The organism is Tamlana sedimenti (genome assembly GCF_038148895.1).
Taxonomy (GTDB): domain Bacteria; phylum Bacteroidota; class Bacteroidia; order Flavobacteriales; family Flavobacteriaceae; genus Tamlana.
Genome location: NZ_JBBVGQ010000003.1, coordinates 22,551 through 41,420, shown reverse-complemented (window position 1 = coordinate 41,420; position 18,870 = coordinate 22,551). Strand labels below are relative to the sequence as shown.

General features: G+C 35.3%; 16 protein-coding genes. 8 read left to right on the top strand and 8 right to left on the bottom strand.

The window, feature by feature from the left end; genetic code table 11:
• Positions 1–91: 91 nt before the first annotated feature.
• Complete coding sequence (locus WJN01_RS08520) at positions 92–2,920, top strand: Npt1/Npt2 family nucleotide transporter (RefSeq protein WP_445196732.1); 2,829 nt, start codon at positions 92–94, stop codon at positions 2,918–2,920.
• A 1-nt stretch (position 2,921) separates the two neighbouring features.
• Here WJN01_RS08520 and WJN01_RS08515 read toward each other — a convergent pair whose 3' ends face one another.
• The 7 genes from WJN01_RS08515 to WJN01_RS08485 all read right to left on the bottom strand — a co-directional run bounded on the left by WJN01_RS08515 (position 2,922) and on the right by WJN01_RS08485 (position 10,700).
• A complete protein-coding gene (locus WJN01_RS08515; RefSeq protein ID WP_445196731.1) occupies positions 2,922–4,184 on the bottom strand; it encodes a serine hydrolase in 1,263 nt (420 codons plus the stop codon).
• A 1-nt stretch (position 4,185) separates the two neighbouring features.
• Positions 4,186–7,089 carry a PEP/pyruvate-binding domain-containing protein gene (locus WJN01_RS08510; RefSeq protein ID WP_445196730.1) on the bottom strand — a complete coding sequence of 968 codons (2,904 nt, stop codon included), beginning with the start codon at positions 7,087–7,089 and terminating at the stop codon, positions 4,186–4,188.
• A gap of 156 nt (positions 7,090–7,245) precedes the next feature.
• The gene (locus tag WJN01_RS08505) at positions 7,246–7,887 is read right to left on the bottom strand and encodes an acyloxyacyl hydrolase (RefSeq protein ID WP_445196729.1); all 642 of its coding nucleotides are present in this window, start codon (positions 7,885–7,887) and stop codon (positions 7,246–7,248) included.
• Between the two features lie 14 nt (positions 7,888–7,901).
• A complete protein-coding gene (locus WJN01_RS08500) occupies positions 7,902–8,936 on the bottom strand; it encodes a zinc-binding metallopeptidase family protein (protein ID WP_445196728.1) in 1,035 nt (344 codons plus the stop codon).
• A gap of 128 nt (positions 8,937–9,064) precedes the next feature.
• Positions 9,065–9,637: a YceI family protein gene (locus tag WJN01_RS08495; protein WP_445196727.1), complete on the bottom strand. Its 573-nt coding sequence runs from the start codon at positions 9,635–9,637 to the stop codon at positions 9,065–9,067.
• Between the two features lie 28 nt (positions 9,638–9,665).
• The gene (locus WJN01_RS08490; protein WP_445196726.1) at positions 9,666–10,019 is read right to left on the bottom strand and encodes a SnoaL-like domain-containing protein; all 354 of its coding nucleotides are present in this window, start codon (positions 10,017–10,019) and stop codon (positions 9,666–9,668) included.
• Between the two features lie 96 nt (positions 10,020–10,115).
• Positions 10,116–10,700 carry a Crp/Fnr family transcriptional regulator gene (locus tag WJN01_RS08485; RefSeq protein ID WP_445196725.1) on the bottom strand — a complete coding sequence of 195 codons (585 nt, stop codon included), beginning with the start codon at positions 10,698–10,700 and terminating at the stop codon, positions 10,116–10,118.
• Between the two features lie 99 nt (positions 10,701–10,799).
• Between WJN01_RS08485 and WJN01_RS08480 the strand changes: the two genes are divergently transcribed.
• Entirely contained in the window at positions 10,800–12,005 is a 1,206-nt protein-coding gene (locus WJN01_RS08480; RefSeq protein ID WP_445196724.1) for a multidrug effflux MFS transporter, read from the top strand.
• A gap of 1 nt (position 12,006) precedes the next feature.
• Here WJN01_RS08480 and WJN01_RS08475 read toward each other — a convergent pair whose 3' ends face one another.
• Positions 12,007–13,779, bottom strand: coding sequence for an ABC transporter ATP-binding protein (locus WJN01_RS08475; protein WP_445196723.1), 1,773 nt, complete (start codon positions 13,777–13,779; stop codon positions 12,007–12,009).
• Positions 13,780–13,904: 125 nt separating this feature from the next.
• On the opposite strand from WJN01_RS08475, the gene WJN01_RS08470 reads away from it, so the two are divergent.
• The 6 genes from WJN01_RS08470 to WJN01_RS08445 all read left to right on the top strand — a co-directional run bounded on the left by WJN01_RS08470 (position 13,905) and on the right by WJN01_RS08445 (position 18,870).
• The gene (locus WJN01_RS08470; RefSeq protein ID WP_445197066.1) at positions 13,905–14,486 is read left to right on the top strand and encodes a methyltransferase domain-containing protein; all 582 of its coding nucleotides are present in this window, start codon (positions 13,905–13,907) and stop codon (positions 14,484–14,486) included.
• Between the two features lie 253 nt (positions 14,487–14,739).
• Positions 14,740–15,822, top strand: a complete 1,083-nt coding sequence (gene gcvT / locus WJN01_RS08465) for a glycine cleavage system aminomethyltransferase GcvT (RefSeq protein WP_445196722.1) — start codon at positions 14,740–14,742, stop codon at positions 15,820–15,822.
• 19 nt (positions 15,823–15,841) lie between these two features.
• Positions 15,842–16,684 (top strand): sugar nucleotide-binding protein, encoded by an 843-nt coding sequence (locus WJN01_RS08460; RefSeq protein ID WP_445196721.1) that lies wholly within the window; start codon positions 15,842–15,844, stop codon positions 16,682–16,684.
• A 43-nt stretch (positions 16,685–16,727) separates the two neighbouring features.
• Positions 16,728–17,021: a 4a-hydroxytetrahydrobiopterin dehydratase gene (locus WJN01_RS08455; protein ID WP_445196720.1), complete on the top strand. Its 294-nt coding sequence runs from the start codon at positions 16,728–16,730 to the stop codon at positions 17,019–17,021.
• Between the two features lie 84 nt (positions 17,022–17,105).
• Positions 17,106–17,825 carry a YebC/PmpR family DNA-binding transcriptional regulator gene (locus WJN01_RS08450; RefSeq protein WP_445196719.1) on the top strand — a complete coding sequence of 240 codons (720 nt, stop codon included), beginning with the start codon at positions 17,106–17,108 and terminating at the stop codon, positions 17,823–17,825.
• 64 nt (positions 17,826–17,889) lie between these two features.
• A complete protein-coding gene (locus tag WJN01_RS08445; RefSeq protein WP_445196718.1) occupies positions 17,890–18,870 on the top strand; it encodes a Gfo/Idh/MocA family protein in 981 nt (326 codons plus the stop codon).

The following is an 18,870-nucleotide window of genomic DNA, read 5'->3' as shown; positions in this document are numbered from 1 at the left end:
AATTTCCCTTAAAAATTAATAAGTTATGTATTAGATTTGTTTGAAGATATCTTTTCAACAAAGTGGTACCTAACATAGTGGTTTAGAAAGAATGGAAGTATTAAAACCCATTAAATTATACATCCTGAAAATTTTTGATTTAAAGGAAGATGAACTGAAAAAAACGCTTTTGCTTCAGTTAAATATTTTTATCATCATTTCTGTTCTCTTGATCATAAAACCAACGGTCAATTCATTATTCCTTTCTGAATTATCGTCCGATGCAATACCATTAGGCTATGTACTAACTGCACTTGTTGCTGTTTTTGGTTCTTTTTTCTATAATAAGGGATTAGAAAAAAATACCATTAACATTATTATTGACAGAACTTTGATGGCGTCCATATTATCCCTTATAATTTTTGCTATTGTTTTTAAGTTTGATCTGGCTTCAGGTTATGTGCTTTACATACCTTATACTTGGGTAGCGATTTTTGGTTTGTTAACGGCATCTCAATTCTGGATTTTAGCAAACCTAGCTTATAATGCCCGAGAAGCTAAAAGGGTTTTTGGTTTTATTGGAGCTGGTGCTATTGCTGGCGCTATTTTTGGGGGATATTTAACCTCTGTATTAACGACGTTTTTGGCGTCAGAGGATTTATTTTTTGTTGCTGCTCTACTCTTGGTTGGGTGTATCCCTATCACAAGATATATTTGGGAAAATGAAGTGGAAAAACTTAATCCGTTTCAGATATCAATACGGTCTAATCCTAGCGGAAAATCTTCTTTTAAACTGATAAAGCAATCCCGATTGTTAACATTAATTGCTGTTGTGGTTGGCATCAGTGTTTTGGTAGCCAAGCTTGTGGATTACCAATACAGCGATTATGCTTCAAGAATCATACAAGACCAAGATAATTTAACCGCCTTTTTCGGATTTTGGTTTTCTACGCTAAGTGTTATTTCGCTATTGATTCAATTGTTTTTAACCAAACATTTAGTTGGCACATTTGGTGTAGGTAAATCGTTGCTATGGTTGCCCAGTGGCATTTTAATTGGCTCAACATTATTGCTTTTTGTGCCAGAACTCTGGGTTGTGGTATTCATTAAAATAATTGATGGAAGTTTAAAGCAATCGGTAAATAAAGCAGCAACCGAATTACTTTCTATACCCATACCCATAGATATAAAAAAGAAGACAAAAACGTTTACTGACGTGGTTGTTGATAGTATAGCCACTGGCCTAGCAGGTTTTATCCTCATCTTTTTCATCAACGGACTCAATATTTCATCAACCTATGTAAGTTTAATTATTTTGGGATTAATCGTGGTTTGGCTGTATTTTATTTATCATCTTAGATTGGAATATATCACCGCATTCAAAGGTCTCCTTGAAGTTTCTCCTGTTAAATCAAAAAACACAGAAAAAAAACCTATTGAAATAACTTCAATCATTTCCTCGGTCATACGTGTATTAAAAACTGGGAATGAAAATCAAATTCTTCATATGCTCAATAAAACTTTGGAGAACAAGGACGAACGGTTTTTCTACCCAATTAAAGATTTACTCAATCACCCTTCAAAAAACGTAAGGACTTTGGCTATAGAAAACCTTTATTTTTTAAAAACGGAGAATTTATCTTCTAGAATGGAGCAGATGATTTACGATGAAGACCAAATGGTAACCACCGCAGCTTTTAAATATTTGCTCAAGCATACCCATCAAAATTCTGTTACACTTTTTGACCGGTATTTAAATGACAATGATAAAACCATAAAAAACGCAGCTCTTATTGGATTAGCCTCAGAGCTACGAAACTACGAAGTGCTTCAAAACAGGTTTAATTTGGAACAAAAAATTAGCAATGCGCTTACTGAATACGAAATGCTTCCTGAAGATGATGATAAAAACTTTAAAATCCAGGCTATTCTGGAAGCCATTGGCAAAGCAAGAGTAAATTCCTTTTACAGCATTTTAGAAAAGCAGCTAAGCTCTGAAAACACCGAGGTTGTGAACACGGCTATTTTAAGCGCTTCACAAACTTTAGACATAAGGTTCATAAAACCCATAATCTCTTTCCTGTCCATAAAAGAACACAGAAAATATGCCATGGAGGCCTTAAATTTCTATAATGAACCGGTTATAAAAATTTTATATGAACTCATTAAAAATGAAGATATTTCTATTGAGGATGCCATCCATACCATTGATGTTATAGAAAGCTTTTCTTCACAAAAGGCCATTAATACGCTAAGTAAACTTACTGATGAAACAGAGCATTCTATCAAAATAAAAGCGATTGAAGCCATAAAAAGGTTGAAATGGAAACACCCACATCTTATTGTGAAAGACCGTTTTATAGTCGATAAAATTGTAGATGAATGCCATTTATATGAAAGCACATTATCCGTTATTCATTCCCAAATAGTTATCAAGTATAAAAAGAAAGAAAATAGCCCAAATGATGTCGAAGAAAATGACGCCAGAAATGCTCTAATAGCATTATTGGAGCTTCGATTGGATAGACAGTTAGAGCGAATGTTCAGCTTTTTGGGCATAAAATATCCACCCAATGATGTTGAGCCTATATTCAATACAATAATTAATGGCAAAGAGGAACAACGCATACATGCCATTGAATTTTTAGATAACATATTAGACAAAGACCTTAAAAAGGACCTAATTCCCGTTGCAGAATCCGTTTTATATGACATCAATTCAGAAGAACGAATAAAACTTCTTAACCTGAAAATATTGAGCGAAATTGAATGCTACCATGCGCTTTTGCAACGAAAAGACCAAAAGCTTAAAATGGCGGTTATTTATTTGATTGAAAAAACCAACAACAAAAAATTTATACCCTTATTGGAGTTTGTTGTACAAAACGATAAGAATGATAAAATCAGAAAACGGGCTGAAGAAATTCTCTTAAAACTCTAAATCATTGCTGTTTTATTATCTTATCTATACTCGCTGCCAGCATCATATGGTCTGTTGCGGAGTTTTTACGCAAAACGTTGGTCATTAAAACCACCATGTAATTACAATTATCTGGATGTTCTAAAATTGCAACCGAATTCATGAAATTTTGAACGTTACCCATATATTTTCCACATGGCTCGCCGGTACTCCTATCACACTTATACAAACTTCCTGATTTAAAATATACCGCAGCTTCCTTTAATGCCGGTGATTGGGCATAACGTATACGTCTATCGGTCATGTACATCAAGCGTTTCATCTCCAAACTACTGTTTATATCTATAACATTGCCCTGCTCCAATTGAACTAAAAATTTCATCAACCCTAAAGTCGTCCCAATACTACCTCCCTTATCGCCAACATAAGTGTTTGCCCCACGTGTAAAAAAACTACCCAACCGCCATTCATCCGAGGTAATGCCAAGGTCTCTAAGCGGTAAATTTACAATGTCATTGGCCATATCGGTCAATTCTTTTTTAGGTGTATCTTTAAAATAAGCATTGGCTTCTTCCTCAGTAAGTTCAGGGTATTTTTCACCAAAAGCCTGCATCAACAGAGCTTCCCGCCATACTATACTTGCGGCTCCGTTGTTACTCACTGAGAGCATGTGATCGGCCCATTCAAACAATGTAAAAACATCACTGGCTATAACTTGCCTTTTGACTAATTTTTGGGTTTCAATGTTGTAAATGGGTACGGTATGCTCGTCCGTCAGGCCCCAAACGCCTGCTTTTACCGATTTACTTCTCAATAATTCCAAACGCTTTTCAAAATCATCTGGATATATTTTTGACAATTGATTGAACAGACCTGTTAAAACCGCTAATTTACCTACGCTACCGGGTTGATAGCCTGCTGTTTCATTTCGTTGGGCATAACGCACATGATCTATGTCTGAAATATCCAAAACGGCCAATGAATAGCTTTTATCCAGTCCTCTAAACAAGGCGTTGATTTCTTTCTGAAAAACATCATCTACTTTTAAAAAGCACTTAACGCTGTCATTCCTTTTTGGTAGAAGGTTTAGTTTTATGTCCATGTAGGATTTCATGGCACCCTCCGGAAGTTTTGATACTTCTTTGATTTCGCCACTTTTAATCAGTTCCAATCGCTTTAACCGTTTAATTCCAGTGCGCTCATAGCCATCTATTGGGTAATAATCAAATGGAATAAATGCTGCACAAAACACAAAAATTAGCAATAGGTATAGTATCTTTTTCATTTTAATGAAGTTTTTGTGAAAGTTGTATTTCTTTGTCATAATCTATTTTTGGCGTAATGGAAGCCAAGTATTCTGAACTTAAGGCTTTTTTGTTTTCAACGAATGGCCTAATTTGGAATAGCCATAATTTGTTATCCTTAAACCCAAGTTCAACATCATAAGCCCCAGCATAGTCTGAATTTGTTTCTTTTGGAATAGTTTTGCGGATTGTATTTGCTAAATCCCGTATTTCATTAATGTTTTGGGTATTTAGAATTGGAGTTTCAAACGAGGCTGATTTTTTTTCTGTTCCACCAGTAACCGGTAAACTATTATATAAGGTTTCCCTAGCTGGAGCTAAAAGCTTATAACTACCTTCATTTCTTATTAAATAAGTTTCGGCGGACTGCCCATCAACGGCCCCTCCTGCTCCACGGCTAAACGCAACGGTTAAATCATTTTCGATACCATTACTGATACCTTTGGTGATTAATACTCCCGAATAATCAACATCTACACTAGGAATCACCAAGATGGAAGGAAAAACATTTTCTGGATTCAACAAGTATTTTTGTCTCCATTTAAAGCTGCGTTCGGTATATGGCGATGCCCAAACATCTTTTATCCCTTCCAAAATTTTATTTTTTTCCGCTACATTAAAAAGGGTTAAGTTTAATCCTGCCCCAGTAAAATCCTTAAGATCTTCCATATTCGTATCACTCCTTAAAAAAACCGGAATCTCCCCCATTGGTTTTCCTAATATAGTTTCAAAATTTGTTTCAAGCTCATCTAAAAAACTTTCTTTTAAGGTCATGTTTTTTATAGCATGTCTTAATATTTCCAATTGCTTAAGCTGAAAACTTTCAACCTCTGCCTCCTCCAAATTTTGAGCACGCATACTTTCAGCCTTTTTAAAAACGTCATTTAAATACACCCAGTAACTTTTATCCTGACCGGGCATTTGCTCATCCATATGCGCCTTGAAAATACCGAATGGAATAACCAAGCCTTCAACAACTTTATTTGGGAACATTTTTTTTAATTGTCCTAAATTAGCTGCTTTTGGACCACAAAGTTTTCCTGAATCATGGGCATCAACAGACCTCATATTTAAAACATTGGAAACATCCAAACGAATGTTCTCTGCCGGAACTTCAATTTTATCATTGGCTCGTTCTTTTACCACGAAAAGTTCATGTTCTTCGGGAGACATTTCGCTTTCAAGTTTTAAAATAACATTGCCTTTATTGGAAACGGCATAAAAAACGTTTTGTCCATTGTATTTTAATAAATCCTTTAAATTACCATCTGACAACGCCGAATTTGGAATACCCAAATTTCTTGCCAATAATTGTACATGGGAAACCATATTACCCTCAGAAACTGTTGCAATTCCCGCCACAGGTTTAAGATCGGCTGGAGGCCGTTGAAAAATATATATTTTATCTGAAGACACCTCAATATCGTCTGGGGAACCATCAACAACTACCAGTTCGCCGTAGGCATAACCGGGGTTTAACCCCCTAAATGCACTTTGATTGGGTATGCTCAAGACTTTGTTGGTCAACAATGATTCTTTGGCTATAAAATCGCCCAGTTCAGCTACACTTTGCCCTAAATACAAAACAATTGAGCCTCTAATTTTATCATCTATAAAACCATAAGCCAGAGGCTCAAAAGCAGTATACACATCAACTTCTTTTTGGTAGTTTGCTTTTACCATTGAAGAACTCCATTCCACCAAGTGCCTGGAACTCTCCCAAGTACTCGTCAATTCGCCAAGTGTCATGGTTTGCTCCATATCGAAAGACGATTTCAAACTAATTTGATTCCATTCCGATAATTCAATAAAACCAGCTCCAGTTGTAGCCATGCCTAGATAGCAGGTTTTGTTCAGTAGCTCTTGTAAACTTTCTGGTTTCCAATTTGGTGCATACTTAAAAATAACCTCTTCAAGTCTTAAGGATACATCCAGCAATTGTAATCTGGCCATTGGCCTTTGTTCCTCCAAAACTGCCCCTCTCATTTCAAAAAGCAATTCCGATGTTTCTGAAACCAATTTTGGCACATCATCTAAATTGGAATTACTTGAAATATATGCAGATAGTTTGTCGCCAATGGAGGTACCTTTTAGCTTTGAAGCATTCTTTAAAAGCGACGAAATATCCAAAGGCTTGTAAAACTTGGTCATTGATGCCATGAGTTCATCCAATCTTTGTTTTTGCAAATTGGATAATTGGTCATTAAATTTTTGCTTAAAATTCTTTACTTTTTCAATGTCCTCATATTCGGGTTGACTATGGATTTTTACCCGCAAGTCCATAAACTGCACAAACTCATCTGATATTACCTTAGATTGACTGCGAATTAGTTGGGATAAATTATCATCGCCTTTATGCGGTATGTCTTTCAGCGACTGGCGTATTAAAAAATAATACTTTTCAATGTTTTTATCATCGGCCAGCAACCATTTGTAAAAATCAATTCCCCATGCTTGTTCATCTTCAGACTGAATAGAACCTCTGTAATATTGTCCTTTTTTATTAAGCCAGCCATCATCTACTGTTCTTAAATACTTATCAAGTTGATATTGTTTTAAGCGGGAATGGTTGTTTTTATCATCCCAAAAATCTTCTTTATCTGTATAAGCTAAAATTTGCCCTAAAAAAATATGGTTTGATTTTCCTAAAGCAACCACATCATCTTTATAACGGGCATGTTGCACCCCAGGCCCTATGTTATCGGGACAAGGGTCTTTAGGTTGCCTGATGCTACCATCTGTGCAAAACCAACGAATATCTTTATAGGGTCCTCTAGCATCAGCCTTATATTGTCTTATGTATTCTGAAATTTGCTTCCTATCTATTTTTTGGGAAAATCCTTTAATGATAAAGCATATAATAAAAATGAAAGCTAACTTTTTCATGAAGAAACATTTGTTCACTAAGTTAAATAAAAGCGACGATTTAATTTAATACATAATATATTAAATTATTGGTCTTTAGTCAACAAAAAGTAAAAGTCTACTCTGGCCGAAGGAGCATTAAAAAAATTATAATCTTTCAGACAAATGATGTTTACGCTAAAGTTGATAGAGAATGGAAAATTCGATATTTGTGGTATTATGCCCACTATTTGGTGGTCTTAGTTCCAAATTAGAGGTATGGCGTACCGAATATCTAAAATCAAACCGAAAGGGTTTTATATCATATGAAAGACCTAACCCAAACACATCTGAAAAAGCATAACCTTTGGAAAGTCTTTCTGTGGCCTTGTTTGATATCATTGGCCCTACGCCTCCTATGGCATAGACACTTAAATCTCCATTAACAGAATATCTAATAATGAAACCAAGATTAAGTACGTACTCTTTTATGGTTCTTTTTTGGGTGTATAACTCTCGTTTTTCTAAATAGTCCGTATAATCCGATTCCTTTACAAACCATTTGTTCAAAAGTTGGTGTTCTGCGATATTGTAACTCGGTTCTATACTAATTTCATAGGCCCATTTTCGCTTTTTAGAAATACTATAATTAAGCAACAGCTTATAAAAATTGACCTTGTGCGTATAGTCATTTAAATCGAATGGCCATTTATTTTGTGAACCTGTACCATAGCTTAAACCTAGTTTCAGGTTTTCCTTTTTTATTTGAGAGTAAGCGGAAAAATTATTGACAAACAACGTTGATACAGAAAATACAATAAAGAAAATATTCTTTCTCATTTAAAATAAATAGGTTAACTATATAAATGTTGGTTGAATAAATTATGTATAAAACTCAATTTTTGAAAAACAGGTTCTGGCACTACAAAAGGGTAAATATCTGGCAAACCCATTGAGCGATTTAAGCTATTTACCGCGGATGTTAACGCGATACTGGTCTCAAAAATAGTTTTAAAATCTCTGGTTTGGTATGGGTTAGAGCAACGTGTTATATGAATTTCCTGATTTTGTGTTTGATTGGACGAAAATGAAATGCCAATGGCATTTCCGGTTTCCAAGGTATCCATTATATGAAGGTAGTGTGCCCAAGTTTCAGCCCAATCTTCCCAAGGGTGCGATGTGGCATACTTACTAATAAAATTAAGGTTCCAATTTAGGGGAGCACCATAGCAATAATAATGATTAATTGCTTGGTTGTAATCTTGCCTTTCATCACCAAAAAGGTTTCTAAAATTGAAAATATTGTCACTGTAATCAAAAAAGAAGCCCCAATAATAATGACCCATTTCGTGCCTAAAATGTCCCAGCAATGTTCTGTAAGGCTCATCCATTTGCATTCTTATCTGTTCTCGGTGAACGGAATCTGCTTCTGAAAGCAAAATGGTTATTACCCCGCCAGCATGACCTGTTACCATATTGTCACTGTTATTTTCTGAAAGAAAATCGAACGCAATCCCTTGGTTGTTTTTAATTTTCGACTCTAAAGGAAGATTCAATTTTAAAAGTTGATATACCAACCTATGTTTGGCTACTTCAAGTTTTTTCCATTTTTGAAAATTTTCAGTGTCCGATTCAGCTGGTACTTTTCTGTTAAGTTCGCAAGCTTTGCAAAATATGTGGTTACCATCATCCTCAATTAGCCAATTGCAAATGCCATATTTATGGTTGTCGCAAAACTTAAAGTTATTGTTGTAATACGAATTGTAACTATTGGGGATTATAAATCCGTCAGAAACCGCATCATAGCCCAAAACATTACCACAGTTAACGCATCGAGAGTTTTCGAAAAAAATAGTGGAAGCACAATTTGGACACTTAAAAATCTTCATAAGGTTCAAAGATAAATCTTTAAGGTAGGTTTTGATTAATTTATAGCATAAAAAAAGCACTCATCGCTGAGTGCTTAATTTGCTATTACTGTTCTTACATTTTTCTTTTTCGGGCAATATCTTTATTACTAAAACTGTAAATCTGCTACTAAGTCAAATTCGTCGTAAATGGCTTTGTCTTTTAAATCATTGAAAAAGCTCGGCGAACCATAACGCACGTCGTAGTTACTTCTATCAACTTTAAGTGAAGCAGTTGCTTTACTACCATAAATTGAAATTTTAAATGATACGGGGTGTTTAATCCCTTTAATGGTTAAATCACCAGTTACATCATAAGCGTTTTTTCCAGAGGCAGTCACTGATTTAAAAACTAAACTAGCTGTTGGGTGATTTGCTACACCAAAAAAATCATCAGATTTCAAATGACCATCTAATTTTCCTTTGTATTCACCTTCTAAATCAGTTGAACCAATAGTCGTCATGTCTATTACAAACTCCCCTCCTACTAATTTGTCATTTTCAAAAGCCAATGAACCAGATTTAATTTCAACAGTTCCCTCATGAGAACCAGTTACTTTATAACCTTTCCATACCACTTTACTTTCAGTAATTTTCACTTCTTTCTTTTCAATTTCTGTGAATGAAAATGATGTTACTGCTGCTAAAGTTATTACCGCTAAATTTTTAATTGTGTTTTTCATGTTTATTCTTTTTTTGTTTTTGATTTATTTATGATCCGTAATAAAATTTTTCTTTTATAATTTTTCCGTCTTTCCATTCTTGAACGGCAACTTGGTTGTATTTTCTAACACCCCAGTCTTTGTGGGTATAATCAAAATGCCATTCTACCATAGTGGTGTTTTCTCCAACACTAACTTTTAAAGGTTTTGCTCCCCTAAATTCAGTGATGCAATTGAAGAACTCTTCTTCTCTTTTTCTATTCAACTCCTTTCCAACAAATTCTGGACTGTCATTTTCTTGCATCACCACGTCTTCATGATAAAACTCATCAAAAGCTTCTAAAGCTTTACCTTGAAGAATCATATCATTTACTGTACTAATTTTTTCTATTAATGTATTCATAATTATATGTTTCAAATATTATGATACAAAGATCTGAAAGAAGTAAAAGTTGGGAAATAAAGTAGTTTATTAAATGATGTTAATCTAGTTTAACATTTATTGTTCTTGGATGATTTGGCTCTTTATTTTACTGAGAAACTCTTTAGTAATACCCAAATATGAAGCAATCATATATTGCGGAATGCGTTGGTCTATTTCGGGATATTGGTTTTTAAAGTAGAGATACCTATCCTTGGCCGTGAGGCTAAAATTTCTGATGATTCGTTTTTGGGCCGCAACAAAGGCACGTTCAATTATTTTTCTAAAGAACCGCTCCAGCTTTGGTATTTTGGCATATAGTTCTTCAATAGAATCATAATGGAACATAATCAATTCTGTGTTTTCAAGACACTGCACGTTAAAATCCGTTGGTGTTTGTGTTATAAAGCTTCCCATGTCAGACGTCCACCAATCTTCAATGGAAAACATGATGATATGTTCTTGGCCGTCGTCATCAACATAAAACATCTTGGTACATCCCGAAACCACAAAGCACTCATGTTTGCAAATATCACCTTGTTGAACAATATACTGCCCTTTTAAATACCTTCTGTAACTTACCTTTGATGCCAAAAAAGCCTCTTCTTCCTCGGTTAAGCTAACAAACTTATTTATATAATCTAAAAGGGGTTGAATCTTCATTTTAACACAAATTTCACGTATCAAATTTAACAATAATAACATTGTATTATTAAATGGTTAATGGGTTTTTGGAGAAATTAATTGCCGTACTTTTGCAACATGGAAAAACCCCAACATTTTAAATTTGAGTTTGTGGCCCTAATGGCCTCATTAATGTCTATTGTGGCGCTATCAATTGATGCTTTGCTACCAGCCTTGCCAGAAATTGGGGCGTCTTTGGGTGTTACCAATCCTGAGAACAATCAATTTTTAATCACGATGATATTTTTGGGCATTGGTTTTGGGCAGGTGATTTTAGGACCATTATCTGATAGTTTTGGAAGAAAGCCTCTTGTTTATGTAGGTTTTTTGATATTCATTTTCGCAAGTATAATTTGTGTTACTACCAAAAGTTTTGAAGTCATGATTGTGGGCAGAACAATGCAAGGTTTTGGTTTGGCATCGGCAAGAACAATAAGTATTTCTATGGTTCGCGATGAATTTAGTGGCGATTACATGGCCAAAATCATTTCAATAATCGTTATGTTTTTCTTATTGGTTCCAGTGATTGCACCAACATTGGGTCAATTTTTAATTAATTTTTTCAATTGGGAATCCATCTTCTATTTCAATTTAGTTTTTGGCGTATTGATTATATTATGGTTTTGGTTAAGACAACCTGAAACGCTTGCCAAAGAAAAACGAATTAAATTCTCATCACACTTATTTATTGATGGCACAAGGGAGTTTTTTAAAAGTACCGATGCCATTGCTTTTACGCTAATCTCAGGTTTTATAACGGGATCGTTTATGGTGTATTTGAGCACATCGCAACAAATATTTCAAGAACAATATAATTTGGCTGACATGTTTCCATATATATTTGCCAGTTTAGCTATCTCAATTGGCTTGGCTACCTTTTTGAATAGTAGATTGGTGGTTAAATACGGTATGTTACGCATCGCATTTGTAGCTTGTACTGCCTATGCGTTTATTTCGGTTTTATATGTGCTTTTATTTTGGTCAGGACATAATCCGAGCATATACATTCTATTGAGCTTTTTCGCATTGCAATTTTTTGCAGTAGGTTTTCTTTTTGGAAATTTACGAGCCCTTGCTATGCAACCACTCGGCCATATTGCTGGAATAGGTGCAGCCATAAATGGTTTCCTATCTACGGTTCTTGCGGTACCAATTGCTAATTATATAGGTAGTTTTGTTAAATCTTCTGTTTTACCTCTTTTTGTTGGCTTTTCTGTTTTTGGTATTTTAGCACTTTTAGTATTCCTTGTAATGAAAAGGAAAGCGAAGCTTTTAACGGCTTAGTTTAAATTTTAGCCTGATAGGTATATAAATCGAAATACCTTCCTTTTTTGGCTATCAAATCATCATGAGTGCCACGCTCTACAATATGGCCTGCTTCGATAACCAAAATTTGGTCTGCCTTTCTAATAGTGCTTAAACGATGCGCAATGACGATGGTTGTTCTATCCTTAACCAATTCACCTAAACTTTTTTGAATCAGGGCCTCGCTTTCGGTATCCAAATTTGAGGTGGCCTCGTCCAAAATAATAATTTTTGGATTTGCCAAAATAGCGCGGGCAATGGCCAAGCGCTGACGTTGCCCCCCAGAAAGTTTAACGCCCCTTTCGCCAATCAATGTTTCTAGACCATCTTCAAATCTATCCGTAAATTCGTTTACGTAAGCTGCCTTTACAGCATATTGCAATTCGCTTTCTGAAGCATTCGGCCTCGGGAACATAATATTTTCTCTTATCGTGCCCTCAAATAAAAATTCATCCTGCAGAACCACGCCCAAATATTTTCTATAGCTTGTCAGTTTAATTTTTGATAAGTCTTTATCGTCAATGGTTATTTTACCCGATTTTGGATTTAAAAACGTTGCCGACAATCCAGCAATAGTTGACTTACCCGAACCAGAACTACCTACTAAAGCCGTTACAGAACCAGCAGGTGCCTTGAAACTAATGTTGTGAAGCACTTCCTTTCCTTCCTCATAAGCAAAAGACACATCACCAAATTCAATATCACCTTTTAATGCATCGAGTTCAATGTCGCGCTCCGTGTCATCGGCTTCAGCTGCCATATTCATCAACTCTTCTGTCCTGTCCAGTCCAGCTAAAGCTTCAGTAAGTTGGCTTCCAATATTGCTCATTTGTACTATTGGGGCAATCATAAAACCAAGTATCAGAGTAAAGAACAAGAAATCTCCTGTTGTCATTTCGCTTTGCATCATGTAGTATCCACCAATGCCCATAATTCCGGTTGTGGCAACACCTATCAAAAAAGTTGAAGAACTGGTCATAAAAGCAGTAGCCGTTAAACTTTTTTTCACATTCTGATAGAGTTTATTTACTCCTTTTTCGAACACTTCATTTTCCTGGGCTTCCGCGTTAAAGGCTTTAATCACCCTAACACCGGCAAGGGTTTCGGTTAACCTACCTGTAACTTCAGCATTGATTTTTCCACGTGTACGGAAAATTGGCCGAATATACTTAAAAGCACGAAGGGCAATGTAGCCAAAAATGGAAAGCGGCACGAACACAAAAAGGGTCATCCATGGGTTAAGTTTAATTAAAATGATTAACGAAATAATAGCCGTAAATGAACCCCCAACAAGCTGAACAAGACCTGTGCCAATAAGATTACGCACACCCTCAACATCCGTCATAATTCGTGAAACCAAAGCACCAGATTTAGTGTTGTCAAAAAAACTTATAGGCAATGACAGTACCTTTTTTTGGACTTGTGCCCGTAATTCACTAATTAAATATTGTGCCTGAACACTTAAAATTCGGGTGAGCGAAAATGACGTAACAGCTTGTATTAAAATAGCTGAAAGAACAATAGCTACCAACGTATAAACTTGGGTCATGTCTTTGCTTGGCACTACCTGATCTAATAACACTTTGCTTTGCCAAGGAAGCACCAAACCTGCCAAACTCCTAATAACAATAAGAATTAACCCAATGAAAACTAAGTTTCGTCTTGGCCAAATAATGGTCTTGAACGCTTGCGCCATAGTTACTTTAGATTTATCTTTTTTTTCGTTTTCTGAATATTTTGGTAAATGTCGCATCTATAATGTTTTAGTCATTCTTGGCTAAATTAGACATTCTAACCAACCATTCATACAATTAATTTTGAAAAGTAAATTTGTCATACTTTTGCATGCAAATTCATAATCAAAAACAAAAATTCGTGATTGATTTATCAGAAAAATATTGGGATAACCGCTATAAAACTCATAATATAGGCTGGGATATTGGCTCTGTGTCAAATCCATTAAAAGCGTATATTGACCAGCTTACAAATACAGATTTAAAAATTTTAATTCCTGGTGGAGGAAATTCATATGAAGCTGAATATCTTTTCAACAAAGGTTTTAAGAATGTTTTTGTGGCAGACGTTTCAAAAACAGCTTTAAACAACATTCAAAAAAGGTTACCTGAATTTCCAGAAAGCCAATTGATTCATGACGATTTTTTTAACCTTGAAATGACCTTCGATTTAATCATTGAACAAACATTTTTTTGTGCCATAAACCCAGATTTAAGAAGAGATTATGTTGTGAAAATGTCTCAAATAATAAAAGATGAAGGCAAAATAATTGGGGTTCTATTTCAGGTTCCTCTAAACGAGGGTCATCCCCCTTTTGGAGGAAATAAAACCGAATACGAAAAATTGTTTCGTCCATTTTTCAATATTGAAATCTTAGAAGTGTGCTACAACTCTATAGAACCTAGAAAAAATAACGAGCTGTTTTTCAAATTCGTTAAAAAATAAAAGGCATAGTAAAACTTCATTTTATAATAAAATAATAATCGGGAATATCTTTTCGGCAATCTATAAATCCTTAATTTTTCAATACATTTGCTTTCAAAATTATGGAAGGTCTACTTGTTGGAATAATTAAATTCTTTGGTAATTTTATCGAGGATATAATGCTTTCTTTTAAAGTAAAGAAGGCTTTAATTATCGGTTTTACTATAGTAATGATATGTTTCATAATACTTTACATTTTAACTAAAGATTTTAAATGAAAAACACAGCCTTAACAGAAACACACAAAGCCCTTGGCGCCAAAATGGTTCCCTTTGCTGGCTACAATATGCCCGTACAATATGAAGGTGTGAATATAGAACACGAAACCGTTAGAAACGCCGTTGGAGTGTTTGATGTGTCACACATGGGTGAGTTTTTGATTGAAGGTGAACACGCTTTGGCATTGATTCAAAAAGTATCCAGTAATGATGCATCAAAATTAAATATTGGCAAAGCCCAATACAGCTGTATGCCCAATGATGATGGCGGTATTGTTGATGATTTAATCATTTATAAAATTAAGGAAGAGCAATATTTGCTCGTTGTAAATGCCAGTAATATTGAAAAAGATTGGAATTGGATTCAATCTAAAAATGATGTTGGCGCCACTATACGCGATTTAAGTGAAGACTATTCCCTTTTGGCCATTCAAGGGCCTAAAGCTGTTGAGGCTATGCAAAGCCTAACCAGTCATGATTTATCGGCTATTAATTTTTACAATTTTGTTGTGGGTGATTTTGCGGGTATAGAGTATGTCATTATTTCAGCAACTGGTTATACAGGAAGTGGTGGATTCGAAATTTACTGTAAAAACAGTGAAGTAAAACAGGTTTGGGACAAAGTTTTAGAAGCCGGAGCCAATTTTGGTATTAAACCCATAGGCCTAGCAGCTCGGGACACTTTGCGTTTGGAAATGGGTTACTGCCTTTACGGAAATGACATTGATGATACCACCTCGCCTATTGAAGCTGGTTTAGGCTGGATTACAAAATTTACTAAAGACTTTACAAATTCTGAAGCTTTGAAAGCTGAAAAAGAAAAAGGACCAAAACGCAAACTCATTGCTTTTGAATTGGATGAACGTGGTATTCCCCGTCACGGTTATGATATCGTGGATGGCAGCGGTAATAAAATTGGAGAAGTTACATCTGGTACCATGTCACCTAGTCTTGGAAAGGGTATTGGTTTGGGTTATGTACCAACAATTTTTTCGGAAGTAAATAGTAAAATCAATATCCAAATTAGAAAAAATGCCATACCCGCTACGGTTGTAAAATTACCATTCTACAAAGGGTAAGCTACTTTTAAGTGTTAAGATGAAACGGCTGGAGAAAGAGAACAAACATAGAATTCTAATATTAGGTGCGAGCGGCTTTTTGGGCAGTGCTATTTACAAAGAACTCTGCTCCTTTTTCAATACGTATGGCACGTATAACATCAGCAATAAAGCACTGGAAAAAAACAAACATTTTTTTCAGTACAACATTGAAGAAGATTATATTTACGAAATTCTCGAGCTGGTAAGACCTACTGTCATTATTTCAGCGCTTCGGGGAGATTTTTCAAAGCAAGTTTTGGTGCACCAACACCTTGCTGAATATGTATTTTCAAATAAAATAAGATTACTTTTTTTGTCATCTGCCAATGTTTTTGATGCCTACAGCAAATACCCCAGTTATGAGGACGAAAAAACATACAGCAATAGCATATATGGGCATTTCAAAATAAAAATTGAAAATATGTTATTACGCTTACCCAAAAAGCAAGTGGCCATTTTAAGATTACCCATGGTATTTGGGGCTCAATCACCGAGGGTTCAAGAGATAGTTAATAAAATTAAAGTAAAAGAACCTGTTGAGGTTTTTCCAAACCTAATCATTAATGTTACTACCGATTCCAAAGTAACCCAACAAATACACTATATTATAAACAGGAATAAATGGGGTATATTCCATTTAGGAAGTACTGACCTAGTGCATCATGATGATTTTATAAAGGAAATTATTGAAACACTTCAATGCAAAAACCAACCCTTATTAAAGCGTGTTTACACCACAAATGACGACAGATACCTTGCTGTTTTGCCCAAAGCCAATGCTTTACCAAAGCATCTTCAGCTTCTAAGCCAAGATATCCTTTCCGAACTAAAATTACCTTGACTTTAAGTGTTTAAATCACTAAATTGTAACAAACTATTTCATTATGGAAAGACTTTCAGAACAAGACATAGAAACAAAATTGTTGCGCTACCCTGATTGGGAATATTTTGACGATGCCCTTCATGCCGAATTTGAATTTGAAAATTTTAAAGATTGCTTTAGTGCCATGAGCCGAATTGCTTTTGAATGCGAAGCACAAAACCATCACCCAAACTGGACTAATGTTTATAATGTATTGACCATTTCGTTAAGCACACATGATGCCAATGGTGTTACCAATAAAGATTTCAAATTGATTGAAGCCATTGAAAATATTGTTGAGCCGGAAGAACAATAGTTTGTTTTTGATTGACAGATTTTTAAATTTGTGCCACGAAAAACATCCTCATTTTTGAGGAAGTGATAAAAACATATTTTAATTATGGGAAGAGCTTTTGAGTTTAGAAAAGCAAGAAAAATGAAGCGTTGGTCTGCCATGAGCAAAGCCTTTACTCGTATTGGCAAAGACATAGTTATGGCGGTGAAAGAAGGCGGGCCAGACCCAGACAGCAATTCACGTTTAAGGGCGGTAATACAGAATGCAAAATCTGTAAACATGCCAAAAGACAACATAGAAAGGGCCATAAAACGTGCAAGCGATAAAAGCCAAGGAGATTACAAAGAAGTTATTTTTGAAGGTTATGCACCACATGGTATTGCCATTTTGGTTGAAACAGCAACCGATAACAACACCAGAACGGTTGCCAACGTACGTAGTTATTTTAATAAATGTGATGGCAGTTTGGGCACATCCGGGTCTGTTGTTTTTATGTTCGACCATACCTGCAATTTTAGAATAAATGCTGAAGGTCTAGACCCAGAAGAAATAGAATTGGAGTTTATAGATTATGGTGCAGAGGAAGTTTTTGCTGATGAGGATGGCATTTTAATTTATGCGCCATTTGAAAGTTTTGGGGCTATTCAGGCAGAATTGGAAAAAAGAGGTATTGAAATATTGTCTTCTGGTTTTGAGCGCATTCCACAGGTAACAAAACCACTTACCCCAGAACAGGTTGAAGATGTTGAAAAGCTTCTTGAAAAATTGGAAGAAGATGACGACGTTCAGAACGTGTATCACACCATGGAAGAAACATCAGATTAAACTATAAGTTTCAATGGGGCGCTAAATGGCGTCCTTTTTTATTCTTAAAACAAAAATTACATCTGTGGAAAACAAAAAAAATATAAACTGGGGCATTATTGGTTGTGGAAATGTTACCGAAGTTAAAAGTGGTCCCCCATATCAATTAACTGAGGGGTTTGCTCTTTATGCCGTTATGCGTAGAGATGAAGTAAAACTAAAAGATTACGCAAAGCGCCACAACGTAAAAACTTTTTACACTAATGCCGATGACCTTATAAACGACAAAAATGTTGATGCTGTTTATGTTGCCACACCACCTGATTCTCATAAAACGTTTGCCTTAAAAGTAGCGGCAGCAGGAAAACCCTGTTGTATAGAAAAGCCTTTATCATCTAACTATCTTGATAGTTTAGAGATATACAATGCCTTTAAAGAAAAGAACCTTTCTTTATTTGTGGCCTATTATAGGCGTTCATTACCTAGATTTTTAAAGGTAAAAGAATGGCTAGACAATAATTTTATTGGGGAAATACGACATATAAGTTCGCATTTAAGTAAACCTGCCTCTGAAACTGATTTATCTAAAGATTATAATTGGCGAACCGATAGTGAAATTGCTCCAGCTGGCTATTTTGATGATTTGGCTAGTCACTCGCTAGATTTATTTGCCTACTTACTGGGCAATTTTAAAGACGTCAAAGGTATAAGCTTAAACCAACAAAACCTTTATTCAGCAAAAGATGCAATAACCGCGGTATGGCTTCATGATTGTGGCATAACCGGTTCTGGGGTTTGGAATTTTGGATGCAACGAACATGTAGATGAAACCATCATTTACGGAAGTAAGGGAACAATTCAGTTTTCAGTCTTCCATGAAAATCCAATCATTATAAAAAGTGTTTCAAAAACTGAAGAACTTTTTATTGAAAACCCAAAACATATTCAAACACCCCATGTTGAAAACATGCGTAACCACTTGATTGATGGAATTCCCCACCCTTCAACAGGTGAAACGGCACTTCATACTAGTTGGGTAATGGATAAGATTTTAGGAAACATTTAA